The sequence below is a fragment of the Helicobacter sp. 23-1045 genome, assembly GCF_053654655.1.
Genome location: NZ_JBSIUR010000001.1, coordinates 297,129 through 312,238, shown reverse-complemented (window position 1 = coordinate 312,238; position 15,110 = coordinate 297,129). Strand labels below are relative to the sequence as shown.

The 15,110-nt window shown below is 41.6% G+C and carries 15 protein-coding genes and 1 pseudogene; 14 read left to right on the top strand and 2 right to left on the bottom strand.

The features are described from left to right. The first annotated feature begins 42 nt into the window (after window positions 1-42). Entirely contained in the window at window positions 43-1,548 is a 1,506-nt protein-coding gene (locus tag ACWIUE_RS01780; protein WP_454134309.1) for a hypothetical protein, read from the top strand. Next, complete coding sequence (lpoB, locus tag ACWIUE_RS01775) at window positions 1,545-2,135, top strand: penicillin-binding protein activator LpoB (protein ID WP_454134307.1); 591 nt, start codon at window positions 1,545-1,547, stop codon at window positions 2,133-2,135. The genes ACWIUE_RS01780 and lpoB overlap by 4 nt, the downstream gene beginning before the upstream one ends. A 165-nt stretch (window positions 2,136-2,300) precedes the next feature. On the opposite strand, the gene ACWIUE_RS01770 is transcribed toward lpoB, so the two are convergent. Continuing rightward, window positions 2,301-2,423, bottom strand: coding sequence for a hypothetical protein (locus ACWIUE_RS01770; protein ID WP_454134305.1), 123 nt, complete (start codon window positions 2,421-2,423; stop codon window positions 2,301-2,303). Between the two features lie 164 nt (window positions 2,424-2,587). Here ACWIUE_RS01770 and ACWIUE_RS01765 point away from each other — a divergent pair, with 164 nt between their 5' ends. Both ACWIUE_RS01765 and ACWIUE_RS01760 read left to right on the top strand, forming a co-directional pair. Further along, window positions 2,588-3,397 carry a metal ABC transporter permease gene (locus ACWIUE_RS01765; RefSeq protein ID WP_454134303.1) on the top strand — a complete coding sequence of 270 codons (810 nt, stop codon included), beginning with the start codon at window positions 2,588-2,590 and terminating at the stop codon, window positions 3,395-3,397. Continuing rightward, a complete protein-coding gene (locus ACWIUE_RS01760; protein WP_454134302.1) occupies window positions 3,397-3,621 on the top strand; it encodes a DUF5408 family protein in 225 nt (74 codons plus the stop codon). Before ACWIUE_RS01765 ends, ACWIUE_RS01760 begins: the two co-directional genes overlap by 1 nt. Here ACWIUE_RS01760 and ACWIUE_RS01755 read toward each other — a convergent pair. Continuing rightward, window positions 3,599-4,702 (bottom strand): hypothetical protein, encoded by a 1,104-nt coding sequence (locus tag ACWIUE_RS01755; protein WP_454134300.1) that lies wholly within the window; start codon window positions 4,700-4,702, stop codon window positions 3,599-3,601. The genes ACWIUE_RS01760 and ACWIUE_RS01755 overlap by 23 nt on opposite strands. 106 nt (window positions 4,703-4,808) lie before the next feature. On the opposite strand from ACWIUE_RS01755, the gene ppsA reads away from it, so the two are divergent. The 10 genes and pseudogenes from ppsA to ACWIUE_RS01705 all read left to right on the top strand — a co-directional run bounded on the left by ppsA (window position 4,809) and on the right by ACWIUE_RS01705 (window position 14,883). Then, the gene (gene ppsA / locus ACWIUE_RS01750; protein WP_454134299.1) at window positions 4,809-7,235 is read left to right on the top strand and encodes a pyruvate, water dikinase; all 2,427 of its coding nucleotides are present in this window, start codon (window positions 4,809-4,811) and stop codon (window positions 7,233-7,235) included. A gap of 54 nt (window positions 7,236-7,289) precedes the next feature. Continuing rightward, complete coding sequence (gene hypD / locus ACWIUE_RS01745) at window positions 7,290-8,384, top strand: hydrogenase formation protein HypD (protein WP_454134297.1); 1,095 nt, start codon at window positions 7,290-7,292, stop codon at window positions 8,382-8,384. Between the two features lie 56 nt (window positions 8,385-8,440). After that, a complete protein-coding gene (locus ACWIUE_RS01740) occupies window positions 8,441-9,004 on the top strand; it encodes an isochorismatase family protein (protein ID WP_454134296.1) in 564 nt (187 codons plus the stop codon). A gap of 35 nt (window positions 9,005-9,039) precedes the next feature. After that, window positions 9,040-10,359: a DUF3298 domain-containing protein gene (locus ACWIUE_RS01735; protein ID WP_454134295.1), complete on the top strand. Its 1,320-nt coding sequence runs from the start codon at window positions 9,040-9,042 to the stop codon at window positions 10,357-10,359. Between the two features lie 94 nt (window positions 10,360-10,453). Next, the gene (locus tag ACWIUE_RS01730) at window positions 10,454-10,792 is read left to right on the top strand and encodes a hypothetical protein (protein WP_454134293.1); all 339 of its coding nucleotides are present in this window, start codon (window positions 10,454-10,456) and stop codon (window positions 10,790-10,792) included. A 48-nt stretch (window positions 10,793-10,840) separates the two neighbouring features. Further along, window positions 10,841-11,383, top strand: a complete 543-nt coding sequence (gene apt, locus ACWIUE_RS01725) for an adenine phosphoribosyltransferase (RefSeq protein ID WP_454134292.1) — start codon at window positions 10,841-10,843, stop codon at window positions 11,381-11,383. A 21-nt stretch (window positions 11,384-11,404) separates the two neighbouring features. Continuing rightward, window positions 11,405-12,052, top strand: a complete 648-nt coding sequence (locus tag ACWIUE_RS01720) for a DedA family protein (protein WP_454134290.1) — start codon at window positions 11,405-11,407, stop codon at window positions 12,050-12,052. Further along, window positions 12,049-13,437 (top strand): annotated as a pseudogene (locus ACWIUE_RS01715) (leucyl aminopeptidase); the annotation flags it as partial. The gene ACWIUE_RS01720 and the pseudogene ACWIUE_RS01715, both read left to right, overlap by 4 nt. A 110-nt stretch (window positions 13,438-13,547) precedes the next feature. Then, window positions 13,548-14,639, top strand: coding sequence for a redox-regulated ATPase YchF (gene ychF / locus ACWIUE_RS01710; protein ID WP_454134288.1), 1,092 nt, complete (start codon window positions 13,548-13,550; stop codon window positions 14,637-14,639). Beyond that, window positions 14,632-14,883 (top strand): hypothetical protein, encoded by a 252-nt coding sequence (locus ACWIUE_RS01705; protein WP_454134287.1) that lies wholly within the window; start codon window positions 14,632-14,634, stop codon window positions 14,881-14,883. The genes ychF and ACWIUE_RS01705 overlap by 8 nt, the downstream gene beginning before the upstream one ends. The last annotated feature ends 227 nt before the right edge of the window (window positions 14,884-15,110 follow it).

Below are 15,110 nucleotides of genomic sequence, written 5' to 3'. Positions count from 1 at the left end.
TAATATAATTGCGAAATTTTATCACAAATTTTAAGGTTCGTTGTGTATTTTTTAAAAGTGCTTCTCTCCGCCCTGTTTTGCGCTGTTGCATTTAGTGCGTGTGCGTCAATGGGCGATATTGCGAAGTTAGAAAATCTCTACTACCAAGCGCAGGATTTAGATTTAGCGTATAATTATGCCAAAAAATACAGCGATGATGACTTTTTATGGGCGTTACAAAGTGGGATTTTGGCGTATCAAATAGGCGATTTTGCGGGGGCAAATGCTTATTTAGATTCAGCGGAGGGATTTTTTGAAGGCACAAGTGGCGAAAATGCCTTTAAGGGCGGACTTAAAACCTTTGCAAGCATTTTGGTTAGCAATGGTATGTTTGAGTATAAAGGGGCGTTTTTTGAAAGCGTATTTGCAAATCATTACAAGGCGTTAAGTGCGATAATGACGGGCGATTTTGCAAGTGCAAGGGTTGAGTTTAACCGCGCAAATGATAGACATCGCCGTGCAAAGGATTGTTTTAGCGATTATATTTTGGCAAGAGATGAGAGCATAAGGCAGAGTGCGGGTGAATACGGGCAAGAAACAAATGGCGTAAATGTCGCGCAAAGCTATGATTCAGCACTTTTGCAATATAAAGAGCATTATCAAAATTTGCGCGCTTATAAGGCATTTGAAGGTTATGTAAATCCCTATATTAGCTATGTTTCAGGCATTTTTTTCTTATCGCAAAATGATTTTGAAAAAGCGCAAAATTTGCTTAAAGAATCTTATGCAATCACAAATCAAAAGGCGATTTTAAGCGATATCAAAATCGCAGAATCTCGCAAAAATGGCAACAAAAAGCGATATTCGTGGATAATAATTGAAGAAGGGCAAATCCCTAAAAAAGAAGAGATTCGCTTTGATTTGCCGTTATTTTTTGTGAATTCTAGCGTGTTGAGTTTTAATATCGCATTGCCTGTATTGCGTGAATCGTATGAATACAAAACAAACTACAATGCAAGATATATACAAGATTCGATAGGGCAAAGTATTTTGGATGAGAAATCGGGGTTGCGAAGCCACGAGCGAGGCGATAGAACTAGTGGTTCATCAACGAAGCGAGTGGCGAGTCTCCCCGATTTATCGCCAAAAGACAAGCCCGTTGCGTTTGAAATCGCGGACATTTCGCCACTTGTAAATAATGAATTTCAAATCGAGCTACCCTACATCATTTTCACTTCGCTTTTAAGCTCGTCTTACAAGGCATATTTGCAATATTTTTTGGGAGAGAAATTAGGCATTTTTGGCTCGCTTGCGGGGGCGATTTTCAGCTATGCGAGCACAAGGGCGGATATTCGTAGCGTGCGCATTTTGCCCTTGCGATTTTATATTTTGCGAGTGGAAAATAAGGGCGATTTTGCGCTATTTAATGGTGCGGTGAAATTAGGCGACTTCGCGCTAACAAAATGCGAAGATTTATGCGATAAGAGCGATAATCTAATTTACATTCGCGCAATAAAAAATGATATAATTAGCATTTTATTTCACAAATTAAATGGAGAAAGCAAATGAAAAAATTGCTATTTTTTGGCGTGTTTGCGCTATTTGTCGGGTGTGCGGATAAGGTGGAGTATGTGGATTTGGCAAAGTCGGGCGAATTCACAAGTAGCGGATTAGACTATCACGATATTCAAAATGCCGCCGATGGTGCGGTAGAATCGCTTTTAAAAAGTCGCTACGCAAAAAATATCGATAAACCCAAAGTGCTTGTGATTTCAGATGTCATAAACGACACAATGCAGCATATCGACACAGCGCAGCTCACACGCAAAATCACACGCGAAATGCGGGAGAGCGGTAAATTTATCCTATCTCTTGCGATGGGCGCAAGTGGCGATAAAATGATTCACACCGCACGAAAAGCGCGAGACAACGATGAATACAATCAATACACCACAATCGAAAAAGGCGAACTCATCGCGCCAGAGCTAAGTTTGTCAGGCAAAATTATCCAAAAAAATACCAAAATTTCAAGCGGAAAACAGCGAATCGATTATTATTTTTTGCTAACTTTGAGTGATTTGAAAAGCGGACTTGTGCTGTGGGATGATGAGGTGAATATAATAAAGGTAGGAAGCAACAAAAATGTCGCTTGGTAAGGGGCAAATTCGTCTTGTGGCGACTTTTTGGGGAGTGCTTCGCGGAGCTTCGTCAATGGACTTAAATGTCCTATTTTCCTCGCTCCACTCGCACAACCCCAAAAATTCATCCACAAATACTATAATTTATTAGATTCTGCGAATCGCAGAATCTAATAAATTTTGTCATTTTGAGCGTAGCGAAAAATCTCCGTCATTGCGAGATTCTGCGAGTGTAGAATCGTGGCAATCCACAAAATAATTATTTAGATTCTGCGATTTTCGTGCGAGATTCTGCGATTTAAGCACATTTCGCAGAATCTACCACCAAATTTTCGCCATTTCGCAGAATCTACCACAAAAATTTAAGGGATTTCGCAGAATCTACCACCAAATTTTCGCCATTTCGCAGAATCTAAAAATCTTTTTGCTAAAATATCGCTTTTTTCAAAATCCACGCCAAAAGGTTGCATTTGTTAGAAATTTTGCAATTACAATTCATCCAAAACGCCCTAATCATCGCAGTTCTCATATCCATCTGCGCGGGGATTATCGGCACGCTAATTGTCTCAAATAAAATCGTCTTTTTAAGCGGTGGCGTGGCGCATAGCGCATTTGGTGGCGTGGGATTGGCGTTATATTTTGGATTTCACACAATGCTTGGTGCTTCGCTGATGGCGGTTTTAATGTCGCTAATTTTGCTTTATTTTGTGCTGTTTAGAAGGCAAAATATCGATAGTTTCATCGCGGCAAGTTGGGCGTTTGGCGTGGCACTTGGCATTATTCTAATCGATATTACGCCCGGATATGCGGTGGATATCACAAGTTATCTTTTTGGTTCGATTTTGGCGAGTGGAAAAGAAGATATTTGGATAATTGGCATTTATGATTTGCTACTTTTAGCGTTTGTTTTTGCCTATTGGCGGGAGATTTTGAGCGTTTCGTATGATGAAGTTTTTTGCAGGTTGAAGGGCGTTTATACGCGCATTTTTCTTTGTGTCATTTTTATTTTTATCTCGCTTGGCATTGTGATGACGATGAGCGTGGCGGGGATGATTTTGGTGCTTGCGATTTTAAGTATCCCATCTTATATCGCCTTTATGTTTGCAAACTCACTAGCAAAAATGATGGTGTTTGCGGGGATTTTATCGCTAATTTTTATCATCAGCGGATTTGTGATTTCGTATTTGTATAACATAAGCATTGGCGCGTGTGTGGTGATGAGCGCGATTTGCGGGATGATTTTAGCGCAAATTGTCAAATTTATTTTAAGGAAAATATGATGGATAATGTAGAAAAAAAGTCGCTTCGTGCGATAAAAATCGCTGTTTTTGCGGTGGCGGTGAGTTTGATTTTGGGGATTTTCAGTCTTTGGGTGGTGCTAAATCAAGTGACAATTAGCGTAGGCATCGATAAAAAGTTGATTGAAATGGAAGCGCGACTAAAAAAATTAGAAAGCGCAGAATCTCACAAAATCGCAGAATCTAGCGCAGATTCTGCGAAATAACGCGCATTTGGTGGGTGAGTGCTAAAAAGTCGCCTTGATGAAAGCAAATTAGCGTTACGCCAAATTTTTGTGCGAATCGCACCACGCTAAATGCGGGTTTTTCAGCACAGATGACAAAGGTGCATTTTTGCAAAATTAAGATTTTTAAGGTTTCGATATCGATTCGAAAGTTTAAGAAAATCGTGGCGTCTAATAGATTGCCTTTGCCCTCGCTTGAATCTAATGCCTTGCCGATTGCTTTATAAATGGCGTTTTTGGGATTTGTGTCAAAAGATTGAAAAAATGCAGAATTTGTGCTATTTTGTGTCATTCTGAGCGAAGTGTAACGAAGCGAAGAATCTCTATTGTTTTTTTGAGATATTTCGCTTCGCTCAATATGACAAAAATTTTTAGATTCTGCGAAAATGCGGACAAAAAATGCAGAATCTAACTTTGCAGAATCTACCCACCCCCTAACCCCCTCCGCAATGGAGGGGGGATTTTTGCGTGAATCCTCCGCAAGAACTTTCGTAGATTCTGCGTTTTTAAAATTCACGCTTGAATCTACAAAAAATTCGCGATTTTTCTCTAAAAATTCGCTTGAAATTTTCGCCCGTGAGCCATTAAAGGGCATTACAACTGAATCTCGGTTGATTTTTTTGTCATTTATCTCAATTTGTTCGCAGCTTTGAATAAAGTCTTTTTGCGCAAAGCGCGATAAAATCTCATCTTTTGATAAGGGCGAATCTATATAAAAAATATTATCCACTCGCCTAAAATTCACGCTCAATCCAAATGCGCCAAAATACCCCGCCACAAGGTGCTCCAAGTCATAATCTAGCGCAAAAAATGTGATTGTTATTTGTGAGTTAGATTTGTTTGAATTTACCCACCCCCTTAATCCCCCTCCGCAAGGGAGGGGGAGAGATTGGAGGTTGCCCTCCGCAAGGGAGGGGAGGATTTTGCGTGAATCCTCCGCAAGAAATTTCGTAGATTCAGCGCAATTTACAATTATTTTTACTTCAATATCATTCAAAAATGCAGAATCTACCGCAGATTCTGCGTTTTTTAGCGATTTTACTTTGATTTTTTTAAGTAGCATTTTGCCCCCATTTTGCAAAAAAATAAAAATATTTTGCAATTTTAAGCAAAAAATCCTAATAGATTATTTTATAATTTCAAAATTTTATTTTTTGAAGGGGAGCGCGATGAAATACATTAAGTTTTTTAGCGAGTTGAATAACAAGGATGTGCCGATTGTCGGGGGCAAAAATGCGAGTATTGGAGAGATGTTTCAAGAGCTGATTGGGGTTGGCATAAAAGTGCCAAATGGCTTTGCAATCACAAGTGAGGCGTATTGGTATTTGCTTGATTCAGGCGGGATACGGCAGAAAATTAAGGATTTGCTAGATGGCGTGGATGTCTCTGAAATCGATGTGTTGAAGGCGCGTAGCAAGAAGATTCGCGAGCTGATTTTCACTACGCCTTTTCCAAAGGACTTGAAAGATGAGATTTTGGAGGCGTATTCGATACTTGGCAAGGAATACAATATGAATACCGCCGATGTCGCCGTGCGAAGTAGCGCAACGGCGGAGGATTTACCCGATGCAAGTTTCGCGGGACAGCAAGATACTTTCTTAAATGTGCGTGGGACGCAGAATCTGATTCACTATGTGAAATCCTGTATGGCTTCGCTTTTTAACGAAAGAGCCGTTAGCTACCGCGCATCTCGTGGCTTTGACCATTTTAAAATCGCGCTATCTGTGGGAGTGCAAAAAATGGTGCGAAGCGACATAGGCGCAAGTGGCGTAATGTTTAGCATTGATACAGAGACAGGATTTCAAGATGCGGTATTTATCACGGCATCGTGGGGACTTGGCGAAAATGTCGTGGGAGGCACGGTCAATCCTGATGAATTTTATGTGTTTAAGCCCACTTTAAAGCAAGGCAAACGCCCCATAATAAAAAAAGAGCTAGGCAAAAAAGACATAAAAATGGTTTATGCCCCAAGCGGAGCGGAACGCCCTACGCGCAATATCCCTACAACTATCGAAGAATTAAGCAGTTTTTCAATCACTGATGAGGACATTTTGACTTTAGCGCGATATGCGATTTTAATCGAAGAGCATTACACAAAAGAAGCAGGCGAATATCGCCCTATGGATATGGAGTGGGCAAAGGATGGCAAAAGCGGCGATATTTTAATAGTCCAAGCGCGTCCTGAAACCGTGCAAAGCCAAAAGCACAAGAAAAAAGTCGCAAATCGCATTGAAAAATACAGCTTCAAAAAGCCTGTGGATAAGATTCACACGCTCGTGCAAGGAATGGCAATAGGCGACAAAATCTCACAAGGCAAAATCAAAATTATCCAAGACATCGAACATATGGGCGAAATCAAAGAGGGCGATATTTTGGTAACCGACAATACCGACCCAGATTGGGAACCAGCAATGAAAAAAGCCGCCGCAGTTATCACAAATCGCGGTGGGCGCACTTGCCACGCGGCAATCGTAGCACGGGAAATCGGCGTCCCAGCGATTGTAGGGGCGACAGGTGCGACTGAAAAACTCGCAAATGGCATAAAAGCGACCGTTTCTTGCGCAGAGGGAGAGCAAGGATTCGTGTATAATGGGCATTTTGACTTTGATATTGAAGTGGAGGATATTTCGGATTTAGGCAATACCAAAACCAAAATCTATATGAATGTAGGCAACCCTGAAAAGGCATTTAGCTTCGCGCAGTTGCCAAATAATGGCGTGGGATTAGCTAGAATGGAGCACATTGTCATAAATAGCATAAAAGCGCACCCTGTGGCGTTAGTGGATATGCAAAATGGCAAAAAAGATGTGCAGGATTTTGAAGCGATAAAGCAAATCATAAGCGGATATGACACGCCAAAGGACTTTTTCACAGGCAAAATCGCCGAAGGCATAGGAATGATAGCCTCCGCATTCTACCCAAATCCCGTAATTGTGCGCACTAGCGACTTTAAGACAAACGAATATCGCAATATGATAGGCGGTGCGCCCTATGAACCACACGAGGAAAACCCAATGTTAGGCTATCGTGGGGCGAATCGATATTATTCAGACATTTACCGCACGGCGTTTGAGTGGGAATGTCAGGGATTAGCGCGTGTGCGCAATGAAATGGGACTTACAAATATGAAAGTTATGGTGCCATTTTTGCGCACACCAGAAGAAGGCAAAAAAGTATTAGAAATTATGCGCCGAAATGGGCTTGAATCAGGCAAAGACGGATTAGAAATCTATGTGATGTGCGAACTGCCTGTAAATGTCATTTTGGCAGATGAGTTTCTCTCGCTATTTGATGGCTTTTCAATCGGCTCAAATGACTTAACACAGCTCACTTTGGGCGTGGATAGGGATAGCGAATTAGTAAGCTCGATTTTTGATGAGCGAAATCCAGCAATGTTAGAAATGTTTAGACGCGCAATCGCTGCGTGTAAAAAGCACAAAAAATATTGTGGCATTTGCGGACAAGCACCTAGCGACTACCCAGAAATCGCGGAATTTTTAGTCAAAGAGGGCATAAGCTCCATTTCGCTAAATCCCGATTCAGTCATATCCACTTGGCGCGTGGTTGAGAAATTAGAAAAGAGTTTGAAAAAATAGATTTTTTAGAGATTCTGCGATTCGCAGAATCTGCCCCAAAATCAAGGCAAAATAATGCTTTTAATCGATAGTTTTAGAGACAAAGACAAAATTTTTGGCATTCTTAAAAAGATTCGCGCCGAATCTAAAAGCCTAAAATCACAGCTCAAAATTATGGAAGTGTGCGGTGGGCACACGCATAGCATTATGCGATACGGGCTAAACAAACTACTCCCGCCAAATATCGACTTTATACACGGACCGGGTTGCCCTGTGTGCGTAATGCCAAAAAATCGCATAAATGAAGCCTTTGACATTGCAATGCAAAAAGGTGTGATTTTGCTGACTTTGGGCGATATGATTCGTATCCCGTCCTCCAAAGGTAGCCTTGCAGAAGCGCGTAGCAAAGGCGCAGATGTGCGATTTCTCTACTCGCCACTTCAAGCATTGCAAATCGCAAAGGACAATCCGCATAAAAAAGTAATATTTTTTGCAATCGGCTTTGAGACGACAACGCCGATGACTACGGCTTTGATTGAGCGCGCAATACAAGAAAATATCAAAAACTTATATTTTCACATAAATCATATTTTGGTTGTCCCGCCACTAAAAATTTTGCTAGATTCAAAGCCTTGCAACATTCACGCACTCATCGCCCCAAGCCATGTTAGCGTGATAAGCGGGGCAAAAATCTATGAAGAACTTTTGTGCTATCAAATCCCTATCGTGGTGGGCGGATTTGAGCCGTTGGATATTTTGGATTCGGTGTTGCGAATCGTGCGCCAAAAAAATAGTGGCAAATCCACACTTGAAGTCGAATATAACCGCGTGGTTACGCGTGAAGGCAACGAAGTAGCGCAAAATCTAATAAATAAATATTTAGAGCCGCGCAAATCTTTTGAGTGGCGTGGGCTTGGCGAAATCCCGCACTCCGCGCTAAAACTCCGCGATAAATTTTCTGCATTAGATGCGGAGATAGAGTTTGCAGACATTATTGATAAGCGCAAGGTGGCGGATAATAAAAACTGCATTTGCGGAGAGATTTTGCGTGGGCTTAAAAAACCGCTTGAATGCAAGATTTTTGCAAAAGTCTGCACCCCGCAAAATCCCATAGGTAGCTGTATGGTAAGCAGTGAGGGCGCGTGTGCCGCGTATTATAAATATCAGTGATTTTTATAAGATTTATGGTAGAATGCGCTTTTATTTTTAAAATTTAGAGGCAAAAAATGCAAGAAATTTTATCACTAAACAAAGATGAATCGTTGCTTTTGGTAATCGACATTCAACAGCGATTGGCGCAAAGTATGGCACAAGATGAGTTTAGCGCAATGCTACGCCAAACCAAAATTTTGATTGCAGGTTGCGACATTTTAGAAGTGCCGCTATGGCAGAGTTTGCAATATGTAAAGGGGCTTGGAGAGAGCGCAAAAGGCTTGTTTGGCGAATCTAAACACAGCGATTTTGAAAAGCGCGTTTTTAGCGTGGTTTATGATGATAGTCCGCTTTTAGCCTACTTGGCGCAAAATCCGCATATCACGCAAATCATTATCGCGGGAATGGAGGCGCATATTTGCGTGCTTCAAAGTGCCAGAGATTTGCTAAATATGGGTTTTGGCGTGGTTGTGGCAAGTGATTGCGTGATTTCTAGGAATAGCGCAAATAAGGCAAACGCGCTGTCTTTTTTGGCAAATTGCGGGGCGAGTGTGATAAATATGGAAAGCATTTTATTTGATTTGCTAAAAGATTCGCGCTCACCGCATTTTAAGGCGATTTCGGCGTTGATAAAATGATGGCGTTGATAAAATAAAATTTTTAAGGGGGATTTATGCGAAAAATTATCAGTTTTTTGATTTTATGTGCCATAATTTTTGTGGGTTGCGATAAAAAGGCGGAGGATTTAGGCGTAGATTCTGCGATTATGCAAGATAGTTTTGATTTTGGTGCGCTAAAAGTTGAAGCAGAAGCGCAAAATTTTGATTTATCCAAAATCACGCTTAAAAGCACAAAGGATTCAAATGCCACGCCACCGCAGATTAGCAAGTCGTTGGCGAAATTTTATTTGCTTGGTGGCGAAATCGATGGGCAGCAATCCACGCTATATCTCAAAATCTCATCTGCGCCTAACACAAGCGAAAATCAAAATAACAGCATAGCCTATATTTTAGGCAAAATCGTGCGCGGTGGGGAGATTTTCACGCTAAAAGGCGAAGTGGCGCAAAATACAACGCAAAATAAGGCACAAGATTCAAATCCCATAGATTCGCCCCAAAAAGCGCGAGATTCAAAGGATTCAAAGACAGATTCACAAGATTTAAACGCGAATCCACAAACCATTCAACTTGAAATCACAAAAGAGAGCGCAAACATAGCGCAAGATTCAAACAATCAAATCGCCCAAATTTTTGAAGCACAAATCGCTAAAAATGGCGAGATTAGCGGACGATTCGCAAATAATGGATTTTTTAAAGAAGGCGAAAGCGTGGATTTCAAACTTGCGACAAACAAAATCAACGAAATTGCAATTTTTGGCATTAGCGTGGCGCAAAAGCACATCGGCAAGGACTTTGATGGCACGGATAAAGAGTTTAATTTTAACGCTTCGTTGCAGATTCCTATCATAGTGTCAAATAAGCTAAATTTTACGCTTGACAAAATAAATGCGCAGTTGCGCGACATAACGGATTTTAGCGAGTATGCAAATGCGGAGGATTCGTTTAACTTTGATGGCATTTCAAACTTCAATGTCGCTTATATTGATGAAAAAGTGATTGTTTTTAGCAACTACAATTACATTTATAGTGGCGGTGCGCACGGCAATTACAGCGATGATGCGGTGGCTTTTGATTTATCAAATGGAGTGCGAATCGCAAATGAGCCAAAAATCTTGCTAAAATATGAAAATGACGCAAAATTAAAGACGATGATAAAAGAGCGATTGAGCGCGGAATACGGGGATAGTGTCGATGAAAATGCTATGCTCTCAAAGTTTAAAATCACCCCAAATGGCGTGGAATTTTATTGGGGCATTTATGAAATTGCGCCTTATGCAGCTGGAATCATAAGCATTCACTTTGACTTTGCCGAACTTGCGCCCTTTGTGCGCGAAGATTCTGCGTATGCCTATCTTTTTGGCAAAAATAGCTAATAAAACGCAGAATCTGCATTAGATTCTGCGATTTTAAATTTTGCTAAACATAATTTATGTTAGAATTACGGATTTTTAAAATTTTGGGGAGAGTATGAGCACGGTTGCGAGTTGGTTTTTACTTACGGCGTTTGTTTTGTTTGTCCTTTTTATGCTTACCAAAACCTTTTTTTACAAGCATATCGCACAAAAAGAGGAAAAGACTTCTGCGTCTATCAAGCTGACATTGCACGAAGCGGAGATTTTGATTCGCAAACACCAGCTTCAACTGCAACGCGCTTTGGGGAATAACGACATTTTGACAGAGGAAATGAATACAATGAAAAATGAAATCAAAGCCCTAAAAGCGCGCAATTCGCAGTATAAAATCGAATGCGACAAGTATAAGACGCGAATCCGCGAGTTAGAGCAGAAAATCGAGGCGTTGCTATGATGCAAATTCGCAGAATCTAAACGCAGAATTTAAAATAAAGGAAAAACTATGGACTTAAACACATTACAAAGCAAACTAAAATCCGCCATTAGAGATGTGCCCAACTTCCCAAAGCCGGGCATTTTATTCCGCGATATTACGACTATCATCAACAACGCGGAGGTTTTCGAGGATTTGATGACATTCCTTGAATCGCGCTACAAAAGCTACGGATTGGATTTTGTCGTGGGTATCGAATCGCGCGGATTTATCTTTGGTGCAGCCCTTGCTTCGCGCCTAAAAATCGGCTTTGTGCCGATTCGCAAAAAGGGCAAACTCCCTTACACCACGGTAGCCGAAAAATACGCGTTAGAATACGGATTTAGCGAAGTTGAGATTCACATAGACGCATTTAGCGACAAAAAGGGCGCAAAAGTCCTGCTCATCGATGATTTAATAGCCACAGGTGGCACGGCAAAAGCTGGGATTAAACTAATCGAATCTATCGGCGGGACTTGCGTTGAAGCGTGTTTTATCTTGCGTTTGCTTGAATTTGATGCGGTTAGCGAAATTGAAAAAAGCACAAAAGTCTTTTGCGTGTTGGAATTATAGGAGCGAATTTAAGGGCATTTAATGGAAGAATTTATCATCGAGCTATGGGATAAATATGTCGCTGACTTTGGTTATCTCATACTTTTTTGTTGGAGTATTTTGGAGGGCGAATTAGGGCTAATCTTTGCAGGAATCGCCGCTCACACGGGACATTTGAATGTCTTTATTGCCATTTTTGTCGCAGGGCTTGGCGGATTTGTGGGCGACCAAATTTATTTTTATATCGGGCGATTCAACAAAGACTACATTCAAAAACGCTTCAAAAATCAACGGCGCAAACTTGCTTTGGCGCACCTGCTCTTGCAAAAATACGGGTGGGGTATCATTTTTGTGCAGCGATATATGTATGGAATGCGGACGATTATCCCTATCTCAATCGGGCTAACGCGCTACAACGCGCTAAAATTTGCGATTATCAATCTCATCAGTGCGTGGATTTGGGCGGCGATTACAATCCTTTTGGCGTGGTTTTTTGGCGAACATATTTTAAATCTACTGCATTGGCTAAAATCTCACCCATACATATTACTTGCATTTTTGGCGACATTTTGTGGCGGTGTGATTTATTATTTTAAAACGCAAACAAAGCGCGTGGATAAGCGGTTAAATAAACTTGAAACCGAATTAGAAAACAAACAAAACAAAATAAACGAAAGGACAAAAATATGATAAATTTAGTATCAGTGGCGACAAAGGCAGACATTGAAGCGATTTTGGTGGATAAAAATAGCAAGGTTGACAAAGCAACAAGTGCGATTTTTAAACTACAAGGCTTTGAATGCAAGGCGAATCAGGGCATTTTTGTAGCAAATGAGCGCAGATTTTATTTAGGCATTGGCGAATTTAGCGTGGATTTGATTCGCGAAGCAGGGGCGAATCTAGCGCGAAAATTAAAGGGCTATAATGTCGAATCATTAAAGATTCACGGCTTTGGCGATAGTGAAAAAAACTACGCGCTAATGCTTGGATTTTTGCTAGGGACTTACGAATTTGACGCATATAAGAGCGAAAAGCACAAGAGGCGATTAAAGACGCTTTATATCATCGACAAGGGCGAATTTAGCGCAGAGCTAAAAAAAGCGCAGATTGTGGCAAAAAGCGTGAATTTGGTGCGTGAAATCGTAAATACGCCCCCATCGGACTGCACTCCAAAAGATTTGGCAAAAATCGCGGTGGATTTGGCAAAGGCAAAGGGTTTGACTTGCGAAATTGGCGATGAAAAATATTTACAAACACAAAAGGCAAACGCGCTTTTGGCGGTAGCAAGGGCGAGTGTAAATCCCCCACGACTAATAAAGCTAACTTATAAACCCAAAAATCCAAAGGCAAAAATCGTCCCAAGAATAGTTGTGGTTGGCAAGGGGCTAACTTATGATACGGGAGGTTTGAGCCTAAAACCAGCGGATTATATGACTACGATGAAAGCCGATAAAGGCGGTGGATGCGCGGTAATTGGTGCGCTTTGTGCGATTGCCGAACTTGCGCCAAATATCGAAGTATGCGGAATCATAGGCGCAGTTGAAAACGCAATCGGCGGGGACGCATACCGCCCAGATGATATTTTAAAAAGTCGCGAGGGCATAAGTATCGAAGTAAAAAACACAGACGCAGAAGGGAGGCTTGTGCTAAGCGACTGCCTATCATTTGCGCAGGATTTGAAGCCAGACTTAATAATCGACTTAGCAACGCTCACAGGCGCGTGTGTCGTGGCTTTGGGCGAATATAGTAGCGGGATTTTGGGCTACAACGAATCGCTAAAAACAGAATTTGAAGCAATCGCGCTAAAAAGTGGCGAACTTTGCGCAAAACTGCCTTTTAATCGCCACTTAGAAAAACTAATCGAATCCAAAAACGCCGATGTCTCAAACTGCTCATCTACGCGCTATGGCGGGGCGATTACGGCGGGGCTATTTTTGGGGAAATTTATCCGCGATGAGTATAAAGACAAGTGGCTTCATATCGACATTGCAGGACCTGCATTTGTGGAAAAAGAGTGGGACATAAATCCTTATGGTGCGAGTGGTGCGGGGGTTAGAAGTGTGGTTGATTTTATTTTGGCGGTGGCTGATGAAAAAATAAAACTACCAAAATCGCAGAATCTCGCACAAAAAAACGCAGAATCTAGCGCAAAATCGCAGAATCTATCTCGCAAAAAGGCAAAATAATGGGTTTAAGCGTAGGCATAGTAGGACTGCCAAATGTCGGCAAATCCACCACTTTCAACGCACTCACAAAGGCGCAAAATGCCGAGAGCGCGAACTATCCATTTTGCACTATCGAGCCAAATAAGGCGATTGTCCCCGTGCCAGATGAGCGAATCGCGCAACTTGCCGAAATCGTAAAACCTCAAAAGATTCAGCACTCTACAATCGAATTTGTCGATATTGCGGGGCTTGTGAGAGGCGCGAGTAAGGGCGAAGGCTTGGGAAATAAATTTTTGGCAAATATTAAGGAAGTCGATGCGATTTTGCATATCGTGCGGTGCTTTGATGATAGCAATATCACACACACAGAGGGGCGAATCGACCCTATTGGCGATATTGAAATCATTGAAATTGAGCTAATTTTGGCGGATTTGGAGAGTTTGGAACGCAGAATCGAGCGACTAACGCGCGCCGCAAAGGCGTCCAAAGAGAGCGCGACAATGTTAGAAGTCGCCCTAAAATTAAAGGCGCATTTGGAGCAAAATAAAGCCGTGAAAACCTTTGCAGATAAGGATAGCGCGGAGTTTATCGCGCTTGATAGGGATTTGCGATTTTTGAGTAATAAGCCTGTGATTTATGGCGCAAATGTTGATGAAAGTGGCGCAAACGCGCATTTTGAGGCATTGCAGACTTACGCAAAGGCACAAAATAGCGCGGTTGTGATGATTTGCGCCAAAATCGAAGAAGAGATGATTGATATGAGCGAGATGGAGCGCGCGGAGTTTTTGAGTGAGCTAGGTTTCGCGCAAAGTGGCTTGGAGCAGATGATTCGCATAAGTTTTGAGACGCTAAATCTCATAAGCTATTTTACCGCAGGGGTAAAAGAAGTCCGCGCTTGGACGATTGTGCGTGGGACAAAAGCCCCAAAAGCCGCCGCTGTCATTCACAATGACTTTGAAAAGGGCTTTATTCGCGCAGAGACGATTAGTTTCGCGGATTTTGTGAAATATGGTGGCGAGAGTGGCGCGAAGGAAAACGGCGCAATGCGAAGTGAGGGCAAGGAATATGTTGTGCAAGATGGGGATGTAATGCATTTTAGGTTTAATGTGTAGATTCGCTGAAATAACAATTTGTCTTTGGGTAATCATTTCGCAGATTTGGCAAATCGCCACAAGGCACGGACGCAAAGTCCGCTATCCTTGTGTCGATTCACCAAAAACTACGAAAGCAATACCGCAAAATACTTCGATTGTGATTCGCAGAGCGAATCAAATCTTAAAAAATTCGTCATTGCGAGGCGATTCAACGAATCGCCAAAGCAATCTACAATTAGATTCTGCGATTCGCAGAATCTAATAAAAAAATACCAAAATTCGCAGAATCTACATTATTTTTCGCAATTTTAAACTTCATTTAAAAATCTTTTGCTACAATTCGCATTTTTATTTCACACGAAAGGACATAAAATGAAGCGCAAAATGCAGCAGAATCTAAAATCCCCCCCCCCTATACAAATTCATAAATCAGCTACTTTTCGCACTTATTTTTACCACAAATTTCGCATTCGCAGAATCTAGCGGATT